Here is a 17,762-nt window from a genome sequence, read left to right as displayed (position 1 = left end):
ATTGCGTCGTGCGCTTTCCGCTTGCATTGCCACTCCAGTGCTGTGCCGTTGTTCGATGGGCGCGCGCGTGCTTGGCCGGGCGGTGTTCCGCCGACCCGCACGCGAAAACGCGCCGGGGTTGTGGCCGTGGCTGGGTGGCGAAGGCGGGTGCCTTCAAGGGTCCGTGGCTGGCAGCCGTGCGGGCGCGAGGAATTCCGCGCCCCTGCCTCTAGAGAAGCCGGATCGGGCGCAAACCTGGAACCTGCGTCGTCGGCGAATTTTGAAACAAAATGTGTCTTTCGTGCGTGCGTGCCTCAGCCCTTGCGCAGCAGCCAGCCGCCGCCCTCGCGCGGCTGCACGCGCACCGGGATCAGGCTCGGCAGGGCCCGCAGGAAACGCTCGGGCGCGTGCGTGGCGAGCAGGCCCGAGACGCGCAGCTGGCCGAGCGCAGGGTCTTCCAGCAGCACCGGCGCGCCGATGTAGCGCGCCAGCTCCTGCGCCACCTCCGCCAGCGGGGCGCCGCTGAAGCGGACCTGGCCGGTGCGCCAGTCGCCCACGGTGTCGGCCTCGGCCGGCACGCCGTGGCGCTGGCCGGTGGCCGTGTCGATGGCCATGCCGGCGCCGGCGGCGAGCCGCAGGACCTCGGCGTCGGGCCGGTCGCGGTCGGCCCGCAGCTGCACCACCCCTTCCAGCACCTTCACGACCAGCCGGGGCGGCCCCGCGCGCACGTTGAAGGCCGTGCCCACCACCCGCACCTGGCTGGAGCCGGCGTCCACGGTGAAGGGGCGGTCGCTGTCGGCCGCGACCTTGAAGAAGGCCTCGCCCTGTTCCAGCACGAGTTCGCGCCGGCGCGGGTAGTAGCGCACCGAAAGGCGGCTGTCGATGTTGAGCGCCACCCGCGAGCCGTCGGGCAACTGCAGTTCGCGGGTCTCGCCGGGCGCGGTGCGGGCCTGCAGCGTGTAGCTGGCGGTGTGCTCCCATCGGTACCAGCCGCCCAGCGCGGCGACGAGGACCAGGGCCAGGAGCCCCGAGGCCAGCGCCGGGAGAAAGCGCCGCCGCGGCGCTGTCGGCAGGGGGCGCTCGACGGGCGCGGCAGCCGCGGGTGCGGTCGTGCCGAAGGTTTCCGGAAACAGCGCCTTGAGTTGCGGCGCCTGCTGCCAGCGGCGCGCCATGCCGTCGAGGATCTCGCGGTGCAGCGGGCTCTGCTCCAGCCAGTCGTTCAGCGCGCGCTCGTCGGCGCCGGTCCAGCCGGTCTGCTGGCGGCGCACGAACCAGTCGGCCGCCATCTCGTGCAGCCGGGCCAGGGCCTGGGGCGAGGGGTCTGGTGGAAGTGCTTGCATCATCGTGGGGGCTCGGCCGCGTCCGGTCCGGCTTCCTGCGCGGCCGCGAAGGCCTGCATCTGGGCGCGATCGGCGTAGCGTACGCGGAGTTCGCAATAGGCCAAGGCCCGGCTCAAGTGCCGCGACACCATGCGCACCGTGATGCCCATCCGCTGCGCGGTCTGCTCCAGCGTCAGCTCCTGCACCCGGTGCAGCACGAAGGCCTGGCGTTGCCGCTCGGGCAGTTCGTGCAGGGCATCGCGCAGCCGCGTGAGTTGCTGGCGCTGCTCGGCCTCCAGCGCGGTGTCGCCGCGGCCTTCGACCGGCAGCGCATCGACCTCCTCGCGGCAGTCCTCGACCGACACGACATGCACGCCGGCCTGCTGCGGTGCCTTGCGCTGCGCGAAGGCCGCCACGCTGCGCACCACCTGGTGCAGGTAGGGGCGTTCCTCGTCGGCGGGCAGGCGCTTGTCCGCGACCAGCATCCGCACGAAGACTTCCTGCGTCGCGTCCTCGATGTCGGCCGGTGTCTTGAAGTAGCGCGCCAGCATGCGCCCGAGCGGTGCCCGCCAGCGCCTGTAGAAGTGGCCGAACGGGCCGGACTCCTCGTCGTGACTCATCGCCGTCCCCACGGGACAGGCGCGCGCCATCGCCCGGAGCGGCACGGGGCCGCGCGAAGGCAGGCAGCAGCGAAGGGGAGGGCAAGCACAGGACGCACCGGGAGGCCACGGATCCGAAATGGCGGAACCCCGTGCACTGCCTGTGAGGCAGCGAGGGGCTGGCGGGCCTGGCGGCCTGGCTATGCGCGGATGCCGGGTGGCGGAATGAAACCGGCGGCCATTCTATCGAGCGCGTGATGCACGGCGTGGCGGGGATGGCGGGCCGCGCGCCCGCCGTCCCCGCGGTGCCTTACTTCTGGATCGAGGCCTGCGCCACCGCCAGTGCCGTCATGTTGAGCACGCGGCGCACCGTGGCCGAGGGCGTGAGGATGTGCACCGTGGCCGCGGCGCCCAGCAGGATCGGGCCGACCGTGATGCCGTTGCCGCCGGTCATCTTGAGCACGTTGAACAGGATGTTCGCCGCGTCGAGGTTGGGGCAGATCAGCAGGTTGGCCTCGCCGGTCAGCGTGCTGGTGGGCAGCGCGGTGCGGCGGATGTCTTCCGACAGCGCCGCATCGCCGTGCATCTCGCCGTCGCATTCGATGTCGGGCGCCATCTTGGCGAACAGGTCGCGCGCGATGCGCATCTTGCGCGCCGAGGCGCGCTCCGAGGTGCCGAAGTTCGAGTGCGACAGGAAGGCCACCTTGGGCGGCAGGCCGAAGCGGCGCACTTCCTCGGCCGCCATCAGCGCGATGTGGGCCAGCTGCTCGGCCGTCGGGTCTTCGTGCACGCTGGTGTCGGCGATGAACAGCGTGTACTTCTCCAGCGTCAGCGCATTGAGCGTGGCGAAGCCCGGCGCGCCGCGCTTGGTGCCCAGCAGCTGCTGCAGGATCTTGAGGTGGCTGTCGAAACGGCCCACCAGGCCGCACAGCATGGCATCGGCATCGCCCAGGTGCACCATCAGCGCGGCGATGCTGGTGTTGGAGCGGCGCACCATGCTCTTCGAGGCTTCGGGCGTGATGCCCTGGCGGCCCATGAGCTGGTGGTAGGCCTCCCAGTAGGTGCGGAAGCGCGGATCGTTCTCGGGGTCGACCACCTCGGCATCGACGCCCAGGCGCAGGTGCAGGCCGGCCTTCTTGATGCGGGCCTCGATCACCGACGGGCGACCGATCAGGATCGGCTTGGCCAGGTCTTCGTCCACCGCCAGCTGGGCGGCGCGCAGCACGCGGTCGTCCTCGCCCTCGGCATAAGCCACGCGCTTCTTGGTCGCGAGCTTGGCGGCGCCGAACACCGGGCGCATGAACATGCCGGTCTGGTAGACGAAGCGCGTCAGGTGCTGGCGGTAGGCTTCCATGTCCTCGATCGGGCGGGTCGCCACGCCCGAGGCGGCGGCGGCCTTGGCCACGGCCGGCGCGATGCGCAGGATCAGGCGCGAGTCGAAGGGCTTGGGGATCAGGTAGTCGGGGCCGAAGACCAGTTCCTGGCCCGCGTAGGCGGTGGCCACTTCTTCGCTGATGTCGGCCTTGGTCAGCTCGGCGATCTCGCGCACGCAGGCCAGCTTCATCTCTTCCGTGATCTTGGTGGCGCCGCAATCGAGCGCACCGCGGAAGATGTAGGGGAAGCACAGCACGTTGTTGACCTGGTTCGGGTAGTCCGAACGGCCGGTGGCGATGATGCAGTCGGGCCGCACTTCCTTGGCCAGCTCGGGCCGGATCTCGGGCTCGGGGTTGGCCAGCGCCAGGATGATGGGCTGCGTGCCCATGCCCTTGACCATGTCCTGCGTGACCACGCCCGGTGCCGAGCAGCCGAGGAACACGTCGGCGTCCTTCATGACGTCGGCCAGCGTGCGTGCGCCGCTGTCGGTCTGCGCGAAGCGCGCCTTCGATTCGTCGAAGCCGCCCGCGCGGCCGACGTAGATCAGGCCCTTGGAGTCGACCACGTGGATGTTGGCCTTGCGCGCGCCCAGGCCGACCATCACGTCCAGGCAGGCCAGCGCCGCGGCGCCCGCGCCCGACACGGCGATCTTCACGTCCTCGATCTTCTTGTCGACCAGCTCCAGGCCGTTGAGCAGCGCGGCGGCCGAGATGATGGCCGTGCCGTGCTGGTCGTCGTGGAACACCGGAATGTTCATGCGCTCGCGCAGCTTCTGCTCGATGTAGAAGCACTCGGGCGCCTTGATGTCCTCGAGGTTGATGCCGCCCAGCGTGGGCTCGAGCGCCGCGATGATCTCGACCAGCTTGTCGGGGTCGGTCTCGGCCAGCTCGATGTCGAACACGTCGATGCCGGCGAATTTCTTGAACAGGCAGCCCTTGCCCTCCATCACCGGCTTGGCGGCCAGCGGGCCGATGTTGCCCAGGCCTAGCACCGCGGTGCCGTTGGTGACCACCCCCACCAGGTTGCCGCGCGAGGTGTACTCGGCCGCCAGGCTGGGGTCGGCCTCGATGTCGAGGCAGGGATAGGCCACGCCGGGCGAGTAGGCCAGCGACAGGTCGCGCTGGTTGAGCAGCGGCTTGGTGGGCGTGACGGAAATCTTGCCGCGCACGGGGCTGCGGTGGTATTCGCGCGCTGCTTCGCGCAGGGCTTCTTCGGCGGGTGACAGTGTGTGGGCCATGGGGGCTCTCCGTGATCGTCGTTGTCAGTCAAAAAACACAAGGAGAGGCTACCGCAAAGCGGCACCTCTCCTGTAGGGTGGAAACACGGCTGAGGACCGTGCCGGGTTATTGCGCGGGATCGCGCGTCACCGGATGTTGCGCCATGGCTTCCAGCGCCTTGACCAGCGCCGAATGGTCGGACTGCGCATGGCCCAGCGCGGCGCAGGTGTTCATCAGTTGCGCGGCCGCGGCGGTCTGCGGCAGCGCCATCCCCAGGCTGCGCGCGCCCTGCAGCGCGAGCTGCAGGTCCTTCTGGTGCAGCGCGATGCGGAAGCCCGGCGAAAAGGTGCGCTTGATCATGCGTTCGCCGTGCACCTCGAGCACGCGCGATGACGCGAAGCCGCCCATCAGCGCCTGCCGCACCTTGGCCGGATCGGCGCCGGCCTTGGACGCGAACACCAGCGCCTCGGCCACGGCCGCGATGTTGAGCGCCACGATGATCTGGTTCGCCACCTTGGTGACCTGGCCCGCGCCCACGTCGCCCACGTGCGTGATGTTCTTGCCCATCGCCTCGAGCAGCGGCCGGGCGCGCCCGAAGTCGGCCTCGGTGCCGCCGCACATGATGGTCAGGCTGGCCGCGCGCGCGCCGACCTCGCCGCCCGAGACCGGCGCATCGACGTAGCCGCAGCCCAGCGCCGCGATCCGTTGCGCGAACGCGCGGGTGGCGATCGGGTCGATCGAGCTGCAGTCGACCACCAGCTTGCCGGCCGAGAGTCCGGCGGCCACGCCGTCCTCGGCGAACAGCACCTTCTGCACGTCGGGCGTGTCCGGCACCATGAGGAAGACGATGTTGGCCTGGCGCGCGACCTCGGTGGCCGAGGCGCAGACCCGGGCCTGCGAGGCGAAGGGCTCGGGCGCGCCGCTGCGCGTGTGGACGAACAGCGCGTGGCCCGCGTCGAGCAGGTGGGCCGCCATGGGCGCGCCCATGATGCCGAGGCCGATGAAGCCGATCTTCTGGGGGGATGCCATGTCTTTGTCGTCCTATTGCCTTGAAGTGAGTGCTTCGCGCCAGCCGAGGCCGTCGACCGTCGTGCCGCGCGGCTTGTACTCGCAGCCGATCCAGCCGTCGTAGCCCAGCGCATCGATGTGCCGCAACAGCCAGGGGTAGTGGATTTCTCCCGTGCCCGGCTCGCCGCGGCCCGGGTTGTCGGCCAGCTGGATGTGGCCGATGCGCGCCAGGTGCTTCGTCAGCGTCTGGCCCAGCTCGCCCTCCATGCGCTGCGCGTGGTAGATGTCGTACTGCAGCCGCAGGTTGGCCGAGCCGACTTCGTCGATCAGCGCCAGCGCCTGGTCGGTGCGTGTGAGGAAGAAGCCGGGGATGTCGAAGCTGTTGACCGGCTCGATCAGCAGCCGGATGCCGGCGGCTTCGAGTTCGCGCGCCGCGCGGTGCAGGTTGTAGACCACCGTCTGGTGCGCGAGCTTCGCATCGACACCCGCGGGCAGCTTGCCGACCAGGCAATTCACCTGCGGGCAGCCGAGCGCGGTCGCGTGGTCGATCGCCATGCCGATGCCTTCGGCGAATTCGCCCGTGCGGTCGGGGTGGCAGGCGATGCCGCGCTCGCCCTGGTCCCAGTCGCCGGCCGGCAGGTTGTGCAGCACCTGCTGCAGGCCATTGGCGCGCAGGGCCGCGGCCAGTTCCTTCTTGTCGAAGGCGTAGGGGAAGAGGTACTCCACGCCTTCGAAGCCGGCCCTGGCGGCGGCCTCGAAGCGTTGCATGAAGGGCAGCTCGGTAAAGAGCATCGTGAGGTTGGCGGCGAATCTGGGCATGGTGCGGTGTCTCTGGAATTCGGGATCGGAAGGCCCTGCGCGAAGGGCGCGAAGGTTTCGCGAAAGATGCGAAAGAACATCGAAGAAATATTTGGGGCTTTTCCTTTTGCGTCCTTTGCGAAACCTTCGCGTCCTCTGCGTCCGGAAGTCCGTGTCCTGGAAGTCCGCATCTCTCTCAATCCAGCATGGCAGCAGCCAACGAAGTGGGCGCATCGGCCATGCTTTCGGCCAGCGGCTCGAATTCGTTGATGGCGTCGATCTCGGTGCCCATCGCGATGTTGGTCACGCGCTCGAGCATCACCTCGATCACCACCGGTACGCTGAACTCGGCCATCAGCGCTTCGGCGCGGGCGATGGCGGGCGCCATCTCTTCCTGGGTGCGCACGCGGATCGCCTTGCAGCCCAGGCCCTCGACCACCTTGAGGTGGTCCACGCCGTAGCTGCGCTCGATGCCGGCGTCGGGCGCGGCGTTGATGTTGTCGAAGGCGAGCTGCACGCAGTAGTCCATCTCGAAACCGCGCTGCGACTGGCGGATCAGCCCGAGGTAGGAGTTGTTGACCACGATGTGCAGGTAGGGCAACTTGAACTGCGCGCCCACGGCCAGCTCCTCGATCATGAACTGGAAGTCGTAGTCGCCCGAGAGCGCGACGATCTTGCGCGTGGGGTCGGCCGCGCGCACCCCCAGCGCGGCGGGAATGGTCCAGCCCAGCGGGCCGGCCTGGCCGCAGTTGATCCAGTGGCGCGGGTTGTAGACGTGCAGGAATTGCGCGGCCGCGATCTGCGACAGCCCGATGGTGCTCACGTAGCAGGTGTCGCGCTCCAGATGGTTGTTCATGCACTGGTACACGCGCTGCGGCTTCATCGGCACGTCGGCGAAATTCGTCTTGCGCAGCAGGGTGCGCTTGCGGTCGCGGCAGGCGCCGGCCCAGTCGCCGCGGTCCGGCAGCCTGCCCGCGGCCTTCCAGGCCTCGGCCACTTCGACGAACAGTTCGAGCGCCGCCTTCGCGTCCGACACGATGCCGAAGTCGGGCGTGAACACGCGGCCGATCTGCGTGGGTTCGATGTCCACGTGCACGAAAGTGCGGCCCTGGGTGTAGACCTCGACCGAGCCCGTGTGGCGGTTGGCCCAGCGGTTGCCGATGCCCAGCACGAAGTCGCTGGCCAGCATCGTCGCGTTGCCGTAGCGGTGGCTGGTCTGCAGCCCGCACATGCCGGCCATCAGCGGGTGGTCGTCGGGGATCGCGCCCCAGGCCATCAAGGTGGGGATCACCGGCACGCCGGTGGCTTCGGCGAAGCGCACCAGCAACTCGCTCGCATCGGCATTGATCACGCCGCCGCCGGCCACGATCAACGGCCGCTCGGCGGCGTTCAGCATCGCCAGCGCCTTCTCGATCTGCGCGCGGGTGGCGGCCGGCTTGTAGGGTACGAGCGGTTCGTAGCTGTCGATGTCGAACTCGATCTGCGCCATCTGCACGTCGAAGGGCAGGTCGACCAGCACCGGCCCGGGGCGGCCCGAGCGCATCAGGTGGAAGGCCTGCTGGAACACCTGCGGCACCTGGCCGGGCTCGCGCACCGTGACCGACCACTTGGTCACGGGCTTGGAGATCGACTCGATGTCGACCGCCTGGAAGTCTTCCTTGTAGAGCCGCGCACGCGGCGCCTGGCCGGTGATGCAGAGGATGGGGATCGAATCGGCCCAGGCCGAGTAGAGGCCGGTGATCATGTCGGTGCCGGCCGGGCCTGAGGTGCCGATGCACACGCCGATGTTGCCGGCGATGGCCCGGGTGTAGCCCTCGGCCATGTGCGAGGCGCCCTCGACATGCCGCGCCAGGATGTGCGCGATGCTGCCGCGCTGGCGCAGCGCCGAATACAGCGGGTTGATGGCCGCACCCGGCACGCCGAAGGCCTGCGTCACGCCTTCCTTTTCCATCACCAGCACTGCGGCCTGGGCCGCGGTCATCTTTGCCATGGGAACTCTCCTTGAGGTGGGCCCACTGTAGGAAGCGGGGCGCGTTCGAAGAAGAGGGCCGGGGACCATAAAAGCTATTCCGTGGTGGAATAAGTGGCTAGGATGCGGGCCATGGACCGCCTCTTAGCCATGGAGATGTTCGTGCGCGTGGTGGAGACCGGAAGCTTCTCCAAAGCCGCGCGCGAGTTCAACACCACCCAGCCCACCGTGACCAAGCAGGTCGCGGCCACCGAGGCGCGGCTCAAGGTGCGGCTGCTCAACCGCAACACGCGCGGGGTGAGCCTGACCGAGCCCGGTGCGCTGTACTACGAGAAATGCAAGAGCATCGTGCGCGACGCGCAGGAGGCCGACAGCATCGTGCAGCTGCGGCAGAACCAGGCGCAGGGGCTGCTGCGCATCGGCACCTCGGTGGCCTTCGGCCGCCGCGTGGTGGTGCCGCTGGCGCTGGCCTACATGCGACGCCATCCGCAGCTGCAGCTCGACCTGAGCTTCGAGGACCGCTATGTCGACCTGATCGCGCAGGGCATCGACGTCGCGGTCCGCATGGGCAAGCTGGCCGATTCCTCGCTGGGCGCGCGCTACCTGGGCGTCAACCCGTGGGTCATGGTGGCGTCACCGGCCTACCTGAAGAAGCACGGCACGCCCAGGCGCGCGCAGGACCTGGGCGCGCATGTGGCGCTGGTCTACAGCAGCGTGGTGGGCGACGAGTTCTGGCGCATGCACACGCCCCGGGGCGACGCGGTCACGGTGCCGGTGTCGGGGCGCTTCCGCTCGAACAACCTGTCGGCCGTGCTGGCGGCCGCGCGCGACGGGCTGGGCATCGCGCTGATGCCGCGCTACGTGGCGAGCGAGTCGCTGGCGTCCGGCAAGGTGCAGGCGGTGCTGGCCGACCACAGCCTGCCCGAGCAGGAGATCCATGCGGTCTTTCCCTCGCCCAAGCTGGTGCCGGGCAAGGTGTCGGGCTTCGTGGCCTTCCTGCAGGGGCATTTCGACGAGGGCTGGTGGGAGCGCTGAGGAGGCCGTGTCAGGCCGGCACGAAGGCGCCATGCAGTCCCAAGGGCAGCGCGTACGGCAGCGTGGCCTGCGCCACCGGCCCCGCCCCGAGGTGGTCGGCGGCGAAGCACGACAGCACGGTCTTCTGCCGGCCGAAGTCGAGCACCGTGCCCAGCACCCAGCCGGGCTTCGCACCGTCCGGCACGAAGACGTGTTCTTCCACGATGGCCTGCGTGCCGTAGCTGAAGCGCTGGCTGCGGCCGGTCTCGACATCGGTGCGCGCGACCGCGCCGAAGCCGGGCAGGTCGGGCCGGATCTGCGTGGCGTGCACCACCTGGCGGTGACGCAGGCCGACGCGGCGCGGATCGATGCGCGGGAACTCGGCCTCCTGCGCCACGGCGGCCTGCGTGGCCCGGCCGGTGCCGAGGTTCAGCGTGGCCACGGCAAGGTGCGGGTCGGCGCCCCGCACGCGGCGCGCGCGCATCACTTCGCGGTTGGTGGTGAACACCGAATCGGCGTTGTCCGAACGCACATAGTCGACGTGGATCAAGGTGCCGCGCGGCGTTTCTTCTTCCCAGGCATTGCCCACGTGAAAGAGAAAGCCCGCCGGCAGTTCGAGCGTGTAGCGCCGCGCCCAGTCCTTCTTGTCGATCACCAGCGCGCGCATGCCGAGTTCGGGCCGCCAGACGTAGGCATCGAGAAAGCTCGCGCCGGCTTCCTTGCGCTTGCCGTCGTAGACCAGCGGCGGCATCAGGAACACCAGGTGCCGCTCGGTCACCGCGAAGTCGTGGACCATCGGCATGTCGGCCACCGGCACCACCGCCGCGCGGCGCAGCGTGCCCTCGGGCGCGATCTCGTAGAGCGCCAGCAGGCCCTGGCTGGCGCCGACGCCGAAGTTCCACACCGCGCCGTCCGGGTCCACCTTGGGATGCGCCGAGAAGGGCATGCCCGCGAGGTCGGCGCGCCAGGTCTTCACGCCCAGGGTCTCGAGCGTGTGTGCATCGATGCGCGTGGCCGAGCCGCCTTCCCAGAGCGCCAGCAGCTCGCCCTGCAGCGGCAGCACGCTGATGTTGGCCACGTTGATGCTGTCGGCCGAGGTGGGCGGCTCGGCGCCCGCGGGGAGGGTGCCGAAGGCTTCGACGAGGTGCCGCCCGGCTTTCACCTCGGCCATGCGCTTGGGCGTGGCGACATAGCGGCCCTGGTGCCGCACATCGGCGCCGTCGATCACGAAGCGGTGCACCATGCCGTCGCCGTCGAACCAGTGGTGGTAGCGCTCGCCGCCCAGGTCGTGGCCGGCCGGGCCGATGCGAAACAGCGTGCCGGCCACGGCATCGGGAAAGCGCCCGCGCACCGTGGCGCGGGCCAGCGGCAGGTCGCCCGCCGGCGTGGCGAAGCCGATCTTCCAGGGCGCGCTGGCGGCCTCGAACTGGGCTTGCCAGTCGTCGGTGCCGGCGGCGTGTGCCAACGTGGCCAAGGCGGCCGAGGGGGCCAGGGGTGCCAGCAAGGGCAGGGCGCCGGCCGAGGCCAGCAGGCGCAGGAGTTCGCGTCGTTCCATGGTGGCCCCTCAGCGCAGGTGGATGACGGTCTGCAGATCGGCGTCGACGGCGATCGCCGCGGCCTCGAAGTCCGGCGCGGCGCGGTTGCCCTTGGCGTCGTTCGAGAAGCCGTAGCGCTCGGTCGGCATGCCCATGAGGTTGGTGTCGAGCTTGCCGTTGCCGTTCTCGTCGGCGAACACCCTCAATGCATAGCGGCCGGGTGCCAGCCCCGCGAACAGGAGCCGGGCCTTGCCATCGCGCATCGGGGCGGTCTGCGAGGCCGCGGCCTTGCCGGCGGCATAGCTGGCGGCGTCGCTGTACAGCGCGACGTAGAGCGTGGACTCGGCGCCCGGGCCGTCGGCGACGCTCAGGCTCAGGTCGGCGGCGAAGGCGCCTGCCGGCGCGAGGACCACGGCGGTGCACAGGGCGCGCACGGCCGGGCGGGACAGGAGGGCGGGAAGATGCATGGCGGGCCTCGTCGGAAGTTGGAGGCTCGACGATCTCGCAGGCGCCTTGCGGTGCCCAGCGCCATGCGACGGAATGCGGAAATGCGTGCGCGAAACGCTTGGTTGGGGCGCCGCAGGGGCGCGGAACGGCCGGCCGATCGCCGTTCAGCCCTCTACCGGTTCTTCTTCGTGTGCTCGACGGCGTCCAGGTCGTCTGCACCTTCGAGGGGGGTGTGCCCCGGACCCACATGGCCCGAGTCCGCGAACAGGCTCCAGGCCGCCATGAACAGCGCCGCGATCACCGGGCCGACCACGAAGCCGTTGATGCCGAACAGCGCCATGCCGCCGATGGTCGACATCAGCACGATGTAGTCGGGCATCTGCGTGTCCTTGCCCACCAGCAGCGGGCGCAGGATGTTGTCGACCAGGCCGATCACGAACACGCCCACGAAGATCAGCACCCCACCCTGCCACCATTGGCCGGTCGCGAGGTAGTAGATCGCCACCGGCCCCCAGATCAGCGCCGCGCCCACCGCGGGCAGCAGCGACAGGAAGGCCATCAGCACGGCCCACAGCAGCGCGCCCTGCACGCCCAGGAACCAGAAGGTCAGGCCGCCCAGCGTGCCCTGCGCCACCGCCACCGCCACGTTGCCCTTGATGGTGGCCCGGATCACGGTGGTGAACTTGTTGAGCAGGTAGTGCGTGTGCGGCTTGGCGAGCGGCAGCGCGTCGCGCATCTTCTTGGAGAGCTCGGCGCCGTCGCGCACCAGGAAGAACAGCAGGTAGAGCATCACGAAGAAGCTCACCACGAAATCGAAGGTGTTCTGCCCGATGGTCAGGGCCTGGCTGGCGACCAGCTGGCTGCCCTGCGCGGCGCCGGCCGAGATGCGGGCCTGCCAGGCTTCCATGTTGCCGAGGTTGAAGCGCTGCACGAGGTTGAGCATCCACTGCGGCAGCGCATCGAGGATCTGCTGGAAGTAGGTGGCGAAGTTGATCTCGCCCGAACGGATGTTCTGCGTGACCAGTGCGATCTCCTGCACCAGCGACACGCCCACCATGGCCAGTGGCAGGATCACGATGAACAGGCAGATGGCCAGGGTCGACAGCGCCGCCACGTTGCGTTTGCCGGGCATCTTCCGCAGCAGCCACTTGAACAGCGGCGTGAACAGGATGGCCAGTGCCACGCCCCAGAGCACCGCGCCGAAGAAGGGATGCAGCACCCAGACGAAGGCGGCGGTGACGGCGGCGAGCAGGGCGAGGAACACGCCGCGCTGAAGTTGGGGTGAATTCATAGGTGAGGAGGACTTTATCCGAGCCCGCTGCCGCCGTCGTGTCGGCGGGCATGCCCTCATGAGCCCCCACGGGGCCGGTCCAGGAACCGGCGCCGGGCGGCGGCCAGCGCTGGGCCTCTAGCTACGCATTCGATAGCAGCCGGCGGTAATAAGTCACGGCTTCAGCGTTTGCTGCGCGGCAGCTCGACGGGCGACAGCGCGGCCCGCAGGCGGCCCGGCGCATCGAGCCCGGGCGCCGGCGCGACCTCGAGCGCGCGTTCGACGTTGCCGATGTGCGTGATCATCAGCGTGCGCGCCGCGGCGTTGTCGCCCGCCTCGAGCGCGGCGACGATCGCGCCGTGCTCGGCGCACGACTGCCCCGCATCGTGCTTCGACTGGTAGAGCGTGGCGGCCAGCGTGGTGCGGGCCGTGAGGTCGCGCAGCACGTCGACCAGCAGCCGGTGGCCCATCTGCTCGGCCAGGCACACATGGAAGTCGGCCAGCAGGAAGGCGCGGGTGGCGGCATCGGCGCCGTCGATGGCGCGCTGCTCCTGGCCGATGTGCTCGCGCAGCTTGCGGATCACCTTCTGCAGCGGCCGGCCCTTGCTCTCGGCCAGGATGCCCGACTCGACGATGCGGCGCGCGGCGAAGGCGTCCTGCGCCTCCTCGGCCGAGGGCTCCACCACGTACCAGCCGCGGCGCGGCTGCACCTCGACGAAGCCGCGCGCCTGCAGCTGCATCAGCGCCTCGCGCACCATGGTGCGGCTCACGTCGAAGGTCTCGGCCAGCGTCTGCTCGCCCAGCCGTTCGCCCGGCGCCAGCTTCTGCGCCAGGATGGCCTCGACCACGCGCGCGGCGATGGCGGTGGGGCTGACGTCGGTCGCCATGGCGCTCAGTGGCCCGCGGACAGCGGGGCGGCTTCGGCCAGCGGCTCGTCGTCGGGCGCATAGGTGCCGTCGAGCACCGCATGCGCGCGCTCGCGGTCGATGTCGCCTTCCCAGGCGGCGATGGCGACCGTGGCCACGCAGTTGCCGATCAGGTTGCCCAGCGCGCGGGCGATGCCCATGAACCAGTCGACCGACAGCACCAGCACCAGCCCGATCGCGGGGATCGCCGGAATGGCATGCAGCGTGGCGGCCAGCACCACGATGGCCGAGCCCGGCACGCCGTGCGCGCCCTTCGACGTGACCAGTGCGATCGCCAGGATGGTCATCAGGTCGGCCATCGAGATCGGCGTGTTGGTGGCCTGGGCGATGAACACCGCAGCCAGCGTGATGTAGATCGAGAAGGCGTCGAGGTTGAACGAGTAGCCCGTGGGAATCACCAGGCCCACCGTCGAATCGCGGATGCCCATGCGGCGCAGCTTGGCCATGATCTGCGGCAGCACGCTGTCCGAGGAGGTGGTGGCGAACACCACCGCCAGTTCCTCGCGCAGGTAGCGCAGCAGCTTCCAGAGGCTGAAGCCCGAGAAGCGCATCACCAGGCCCAGCACCACGAACACGAAGACCAGCACCGCGCCGTAGAACAGCGCCACCAGCATGCCCAGCTGCTTGAGCGAGCCGATGCCGTACTGGCCGACGGTGAAGGCGATCGCACCCAGCACGCCCAGCGGCGCCAGCTTGATGAGGATGCCCATGATCTTGAACAGCACCAGCGAGAGCGCGTCCACCACCACCGCCACCGGCTTGCCGCGCTCGCCCAGCAGCGTGAGCGCGCAGCCGAACAGCACCGCGAACAGCAGCACCTGCAGCACGTCGCCGGTGGCGAAGGCGTTGACCACCGTGGTCGGGATCAGCTTCATCAGGAAGTCGACCGTGCCGCCGCTGGTGAGCTTGTCGGCATTGGAGGCATAGGCGCTCATGGCGGCCGGGTCGAGCTTGGACGGATCGACGTTCATGCCCACGCCCGGCTCGAACACGAAGGCCAGCACCAGGCCCATGGCCAGTGCGATGGTGGTCAGCACCTCGAAGTAGATCAGCGACTTGATGCCCACCCGGCCCACGCGGCGCAGGTCGCCGGCGCCGGCGATGCCGTGCACCACCACGCAGAACACCAGCACAGGGATGATCATCTTGATCAGCTTGATGAAGCCGTCCCCCAGCGGCTTGAGCTTGACGGCGTACTCGGGGGCGAACAGCCCCGCGAGCACGCCCAGCACCAGCGCGATGACCACCTGACCGAAAAGCGATTTGGCGAAGCGAGGCATGGAGTCTCCTGTTGTCTTTGGGTTTGCATGCAAGGACCGCTCTATCTTGCATACAAGAAATGTAGGCAAGATGCCCGGGGCGCCACAGAGGGTTATCCCGGGGCGGATTCCGGGGCGCTCGTACCATCGGCGCCATGCGAAAACTTCCCCTTCCCACCGGTGGCGCGATGCCGGTTCTCGGTCTCGGCACCTGGCAGATGGGCGAGGCCGAAGCGCGCCGCGCGGCTGAGGTCGCGGCGCTGCGCGAGGCCATCGTGCTGGGCTACCGGCTCATCGACACGGCCGAGATGTACGGCGAGGGCGGCGCCGAAACCGTGGTGGGCCAGGCGGTGGCCGAGGCCCTGCGTGCCGGCGACGTGCGGCGCGAGGAGCTGTTCATCGTGAGCAAGGTCTACCCGCACAACGCCAGCCGCGAGGACACGCGCGACGCCTGCGAACGCAGCCTGCAGCGGCTTGGGCTCGACGCGATCGACCTCTACCTGCTGCACTGGCGCGGCAACCATCCTTTGCGCGAAACCGTGGAGGCGATGCAGGCGCTGGTGGCCGACGGCCGCATCGGCCACTGGGGCGTGAGCAACTTCGACACCGACGACATGGAGGAACTGACGCAGGCCATCGGCGGCGGCCCCGGCTGCGCGGTCAACCAGGTCTACCTGTCGATGGGTGAGCGCGGTTCCGAGTTCGCGCTGCTGCCCTGGCTGCGCGAGCGCGGCATGCCGCTGATGGCCTACAGCCCGATCGACCAGGGCGCGCTGGCCGGGGATGCGGCGCTGGGCCGGCTCGCGACCCGGCTGGGCGTGACGGCCGCGCAGCTCGCGCTGGCCGCGGTGATCGCCCGGCCCGGCGTGGTCGCGATCCCGAAGGCGGCGCGCAGTGCGCACCTGAAGGAGAACCTGGCCGCCGTCGACCTGGTGCTGGATGCGGCGACCCTGGCCGAGCTGGACCGGCTGCGGCCACCGCCGCGGCGCAAGACGCCGCTGGCGATGATCTGACGCACGCTCAGTGGGCTTCGGCCTGCTTGGCCGCGGTGATGATCGCCTGCTCGTCGTGCTTGGCGCCGTTGAGGAACAGGTTCAGCAGCACCGCCGTGATCGACGCCAGCAAAATGCCCGACTCGATCAGCGAGTGCAGGCCGTGCGGCATCCACTGCTTGAAGTTGGGCGCGATCAGCGGAATCATGCCGACGCCGATCGACACCGCGACGATCATCGGGTTGTGGCGGTTGGTCTTGAAGTCCACGCCCGAGAGGATGCGGATGCCGGTGGCGGCCACCATGCCGAACATCACCAGGCCCGCGCCGCCCAGCACCACGGTGGGCAGCGACTCGATCAGCGCCGCCATCTTGGGCAGCAGGCCCAGCACCACCAGGATCACGCCGCCGGCCGCGCAGACATAGCGACTCTTGATGCCGGTGACCGCCACCAGGCCCACGTTCTGCGAGAAGCTGGTGTAGGGGAAGGTGTTGAAGATGCCGCCGATCAGCGTGCCCAGGCCATCGGTGCGCAGGCCCTTGGCAAGCGCCTTCTGGTCGACCTTGCGGTCGGTCATCTCGCCCAGCGCCAGGAACATGCCGGTGGACTCGATCATCACCACGATCATGATCAGCGTCATGGTGAGGATCAGCACCGGGTCGAACGCCGGCATGCCGAAGTGGAAGGGCAGCACGACGTCGAACCAGGGCGCCTTGCCGACCTTCTCGTAGGTCATGATGCCCATTACCGAGGCCACCACCGCGCCGATCACGATGCCCAGCAGCACCGAGATGTTGGCGACGAAGCCCTTGGCGTATTTCACGATCAGCAGGATCGACACCAGCACCAGCGCGGCCACGCCCAGGCCGGTGAGGTCGGCGTACTTGGGGTTAGGCATGGTGGGCATGATCGCGAAGCCCTTGGGCACCGGCGGGATCGAGCTGCCGGGCGAGGTGACCTCGGCCAGCCACTTGGCATAGACCGGGTCGACCACCGCGGGCGCGGTCGGGCCGAAGGGGTTGCCGAAGATCCAGTTGATGCCCACGCGCATCAGGCTGATGCCGATCACCGCGATGATGGTGCCGGTGACCACCGGCGGGAAGAAGCGCAGCATGCGGCTGACCATGGGCGCGATCAGGATCGAGATGACGCCGGCCCCGATGATCGAGCCGAACAGCAGCTGCGCCCCCGCGGTGCCGGGGTTGGCATTGGCGATGGCGACCATCGGCGCGACCGAGGCGAAGGTCACGCCCATCATCACCGGCAGCTTGATGCCGAACCATTGCGTGGCGCCCAGCGACTGGATCAGCGTGGCGATGCCGCAGCAGAACAGGTCGGCCGAGATCAGCAGCGCGACCTCGTCGGGCGTGAGCTTGAGCGCGCGGCCCACGATCAGCGGCACCGCGACGGCCCCGGCATACATCACCAGCACATGCTGCAGCCCGAGGGCCGAAACCTTGCCGAGGGGAAGCCGCTGGTCCACGGGATGGACCGTGGCGGGCGGTGCGGACGAGTGAGTGCTCATGGCGAAAACTCCTGCTGAAAACGACAGATCGGTCGATGGTCAGTCCACATTAACTGTATACAAAGATGTGCGCAATAGTGGTTTCGATGGGGTCTGGCGAGCGATCGAGAGGCGTGCGAACGTAGAAGTCCCGAGCGAAACGGGCCTCGCGCAGGGGGGCGTGTTCGCTGCCGTCGAAGTCTGCGACAAGCCATGAAAGTCCCGTCCGTGACAGCAGCCGCGGAGACCACCAGGTCGACCGCGCGGGCCGATAAGGTGCGAGAAGCCGCGTCTCGAGGGCGGGTGTCGAAGGCGGATTCACCCCTTCATCGGCGGTGTCGCGACGCTGGCCGCCACGGGATGGCGCGCTGCAAGACAGGCAAAGCACGGTGGTCGGCCTGGCCCTTGTGGCACGGAGAAAGCGTTCGTGCTGGCTGTGCCTGTCGAGCGGGCGATGAACGGTTTTTGAAGAGCCTCGAAAGGTTGACCGCAGCTCGCCGCGTGTGCAGCATGGCGCACAAAGCCGATGATCCTTCGCATCGACGACCCACC

14 protein-coding genes are annotated in these 17,762 nt (G+C 69.2%); 2 read left to right on the top strand and 12 right to left on the bottom strand.

The window, feature by feature from the left end:
- Positions 1-293: 293 nt before the first annotated feature.
- The 6 genes from K0H49_RS04500 to gcl all read right to left on the bottom strand — a co-directional run bounded on the left by K0H49_RS04500 (position 294) and on the right by gcl (position 8,284).
- Positions 294-1,322, bottom strand: coding sequence for a FecR family protein (locus K0H49_RS04500; RefSeq protein WP_219209926.1), 1,029 nt, complete (start codon positions 1,320-1,322; stop codon positions 294-296).
- Entirely contained in the window at positions 1,319-1,918 is a 600-nt protein-coding gene (locus K0H49_RS04495; RefSeq protein WP_257624585.1) for an RNA polymerase sigma factor, read from the bottom strand. Before K0H49_RS04495 ends, K0H49_RS04500 begins: the two co-directional genes overlap by 4 nt.
- 289 nt (positions 1,919-2,207) lie before the next feature.
- The gene (locus tag K0H49_RS04490; RefSeq protein ID WP_219209924.1) at positions 2,208-4,508 is read right to left on the bottom strand and encodes an NADP-dependent malic enzyme; all 2,301 of its coding nucleotides are present in this window, start codon (positions 4,506-4,508) and stop codon (positions 2,208-2,210) included.
- A 106-nt stretch (positions 4,509-4,614) separates the two neighbouring features.
- A complete protein-coding gene (locus K0H49_RS04485; RefSeq protein ID WP_219209923.1) occupies positions 4,615-5,517 on the bottom strand; it encodes a 2-hydroxy-3-oxopropionate reductase in 903 nt (300 codons plus the stop codon).
- A gap of 12 nt (positions 5,518-5,529) precedes the next feature.
- Entirely contained in the window at positions 5,530-6,315 is a 786-nt protein-coding gene (hyi, locus tag K0H49_RS04480; RefSeq protein WP_219209922.1) for a hydroxypyruvate isomerase, read from the bottom strand.
- Positions 6,316-6,490: 175 nt separating this feature from the next.
- The gene (gene gcl / locus K0H49_RS04475; protein ID WP_219209921.1) at positions 6,491-8,284 is read right to left on the bottom strand and encodes a glyoxylate carboligase; all 1,794 of its coding nucleotides are present in this window, start codon (positions 8,282-8,284) and stop codon (positions 6,491-6,493) included.
- Positions 8,285-8,395: 111 nt separating this feature from the next.
- Between gcl and K0H49_RS04470 the strand changes: the two genes are divergently transcribed.
- Positions 8,396-9,298 (top strand): LysR family transcriptional regulator, encoded by a 903-nt coding sequence (locus tag K0H49_RS04470; protein WP_219209920.1) that lies wholly within the window; start codon positions 8,396-8,398, stop codon positions 9,296-9,298.
- Positions 9,299-9,308: 10 nt separating this feature from the next.
- On the opposite strand, the gene K0H49_RS04465 is transcribed toward K0H49_RS04470, so the two are convergent.
- The 5 genes from K0H49_RS04465 to K0H49_RS04445 form a co-directional block, all read right to left on the bottom strand.
- Complete coding sequence (locus tag K0H49_RS04465; RefSeq protein ID WP_219209919.1) at positions 9,309-10,832, bottom strand: carotenoid oxygenase family protein; 1,524 nt, start codon at positions 10,830-10,832, stop codon at positions 9,309-9,311.
- 9 nt (positions 10,833-10,841) lie between these two features.
- Positions 10,842-11,279: a DUF2141 domain-containing protein gene (locus K0H49_RS04460; protein ID WP_219209918.1), complete on the bottom strand. Its 438-nt coding sequence runs from the start codon at positions 11,277-11,279 to the stop codon at positions 10,842-10,844.
- Positions 11,280-11,431: 152 nt separating this feature from the next.
- Positions 11,432-12,550: an AI-2E family transporter gene (locus K0H49_RS04455; RefSeq protein ID WP_219209917.1), complete on the bottom strand. Its 1,119-nt coding sequence runs from the start codon at positions 12,548-12,550 to the stop codon at positions 11,432-11,434.
- A 161-nt stretch (positions 12,551-12,711) separates the two neighbouring features.
- Positions 12,712-13,416, bottom strand: a complete 705-nt coding sequence (locus K0H49_RS04450; RefSeq protein WP_219209916.1) for a GntR family transcriptional regulator — start codon at positions 13,414-13,416, stop codon at positions 12,712-12,714.
- Between the two features lie 5 nt (positions 13,417-13,421).
- Positions 13,422-14,735 carry a C4-dicarboxylate transporter DctA gene (locus K0H49_RS04445; protein WP_219209915.1) on the bottom strand — a complete coding sequence of 438 codons (1,314 nt, stop codon included), beginning with the start codon at positions 14,733-14,735 and terminating at the stop codon, positions 13,422-13,424.
- 134 nt (positions 14,736-14,869) lie between these two features.
- Here K0H49_RS04445 and K0H49_RS04440 point away from each other — a divergent pair, with 134 nt between their 5' ends.
- Positions 14,870-15,727 carry an aldo/keto reductase gene (locus K0H49_RS04440; protein WP_219209914.1) on the top strand — a complete coding sequence of 286 codons (858 nt, stop codon included), beginning with the start codon at positions 14,870-14,872 and terminating at the stop codon, positions 15,725-15,727.
- A gap of 7 nt (positions 15,728-15,734) precedes the next feature.
- Here the strand turns inward: K0H49_RS04440 and K0H49_RS04435 are convergent, their stop codons facing one another.
- Entirely contained in the window at positions 15,735-17,231 is a 1,497-nt protein-coding gene (locus tag K0H49_RS04435) for a nucleobase:cation symporter-2 family protein (protein WP_219209913.1), read from the bottom strand.
- Positions 17,232-17,762: the final 531 nt, after the last annotated feature.

The sequence above is a fragment of the Variovorax boronicumulans genome (assembly GCF_019352895.1).
Taxonomy (GTDB): domain Bacteria; phylum Pseudomonadota; class Gammaproteobacteria; order Burkholderiales; family Burkholderiaceae_C; genus Variovorax; species Variovorax boronicumulans_A.
The sequence above is the reverse complement of the archived record's forward strand: the minus strand, read 5'-3'. Positions and strand labels throughout refer to the sequence as shown.

Bases quoted from the DNA above. Each gene is read 5' to 3' on its own strand.
- K0H49_RS04500 (WP_219209926.1), bottom strand. From the start codon at position 1,322: ATGATGCAAGCACTTCCACCAGACCCCTCGCCCCAGGCCCTGGCCCGG.
- K0H49_RS04495 (WP_257624585.1), bottom strand. From the start codon at position 1,918: ATGAGTCACGACGAGGAGTCCGGCCCGTTCGGCCACTTCTACAGGCGC.
- K0H49_RS04490 (WP_219209924.1), bottom strand. From the start codon at position 4,508: ATGGCCCACACACTGTCACCCGCCGAAGAAGCCCTGCGCGAAGCAGCG.
- K0H49_RS04485 (WP_219209923.1), bottom strand. From the start codon at position 5,517: ATGGCATCCCCCCAGAAGATCGGCTTCATCGGCCTCGGCATCATGGGC.
- hyi (WP_219209922.1), bottom strand. From the start codon at position 6,315: ATGCCCAGATTCGCCGCCAACCTCACGATGCTCTTTACCGAGCTGCCC.
- gcl (WP_219209921.1), bottom strand. From the start codon at position 8,284: ATGGCAAAGATGACCGCGGCCCAGGCCGCAGTGCTGGTGATGGAAAAG.
- K0H49_RS04470 (WP_219209920.1), top strand. From the start codon at position 8,396: ATGGACCGCCTCTTAGCCATGGAGATGTTCGTGCGCGTGGTGGAGACC.
- K0H49_RS04465 (WP_219209919.1), bottom strand. From the start codon at position 10,832: ATGGAACGACGCGAACTCCTGCGCCTGCTGGCCTCGGCCGGCGCCCTG.
- K0H49_RS04460 (WP_219209918.1), bottom strand. From the start codon at position 11,279: ATGCATCTTCCCGCCCTCCTGTCCCGCCCGGCCGTGCGCGCCCTGTGC.
- K0H49_RS04455 (WP_219209917.1), bottom strand. From the start codon at position 12,550: ATGAATTCACCCCAACTTCAGCGCGGCGTGTTCCTCGCCCTGCTCGCC.
- K0H49_RS04450 (WP_219209916.1), bottom strand. From the start codon at position 13,416: ATGGCGACCGACGTCAGCCCCACCGCCATCGCCGCGCGCGTGGTCGAG.
- K0H49_RS04445 (WP_219209915.1), bottom strand. From the start codon at position 14,735: ATGCCTCGCTTCGCCAAATCGCTTTTCGGTCAGGTGGTCATCGCGCTG.
- K0H49_RS04440 (WP_219209914.1), top strand. From the start codon at position 14,870: ATGCGAAAACTTCCCCTTCCCACCGGTGGCGCGATGCCGGTTCTCGGT.
- K0H49_RS04435 (WP_219209913.1), bottom strand. From the start codon at position 17,231: ATGAGCACTCACTCGTCCGCACCGCCCGCCACGGTCCATCCCGTGGAC.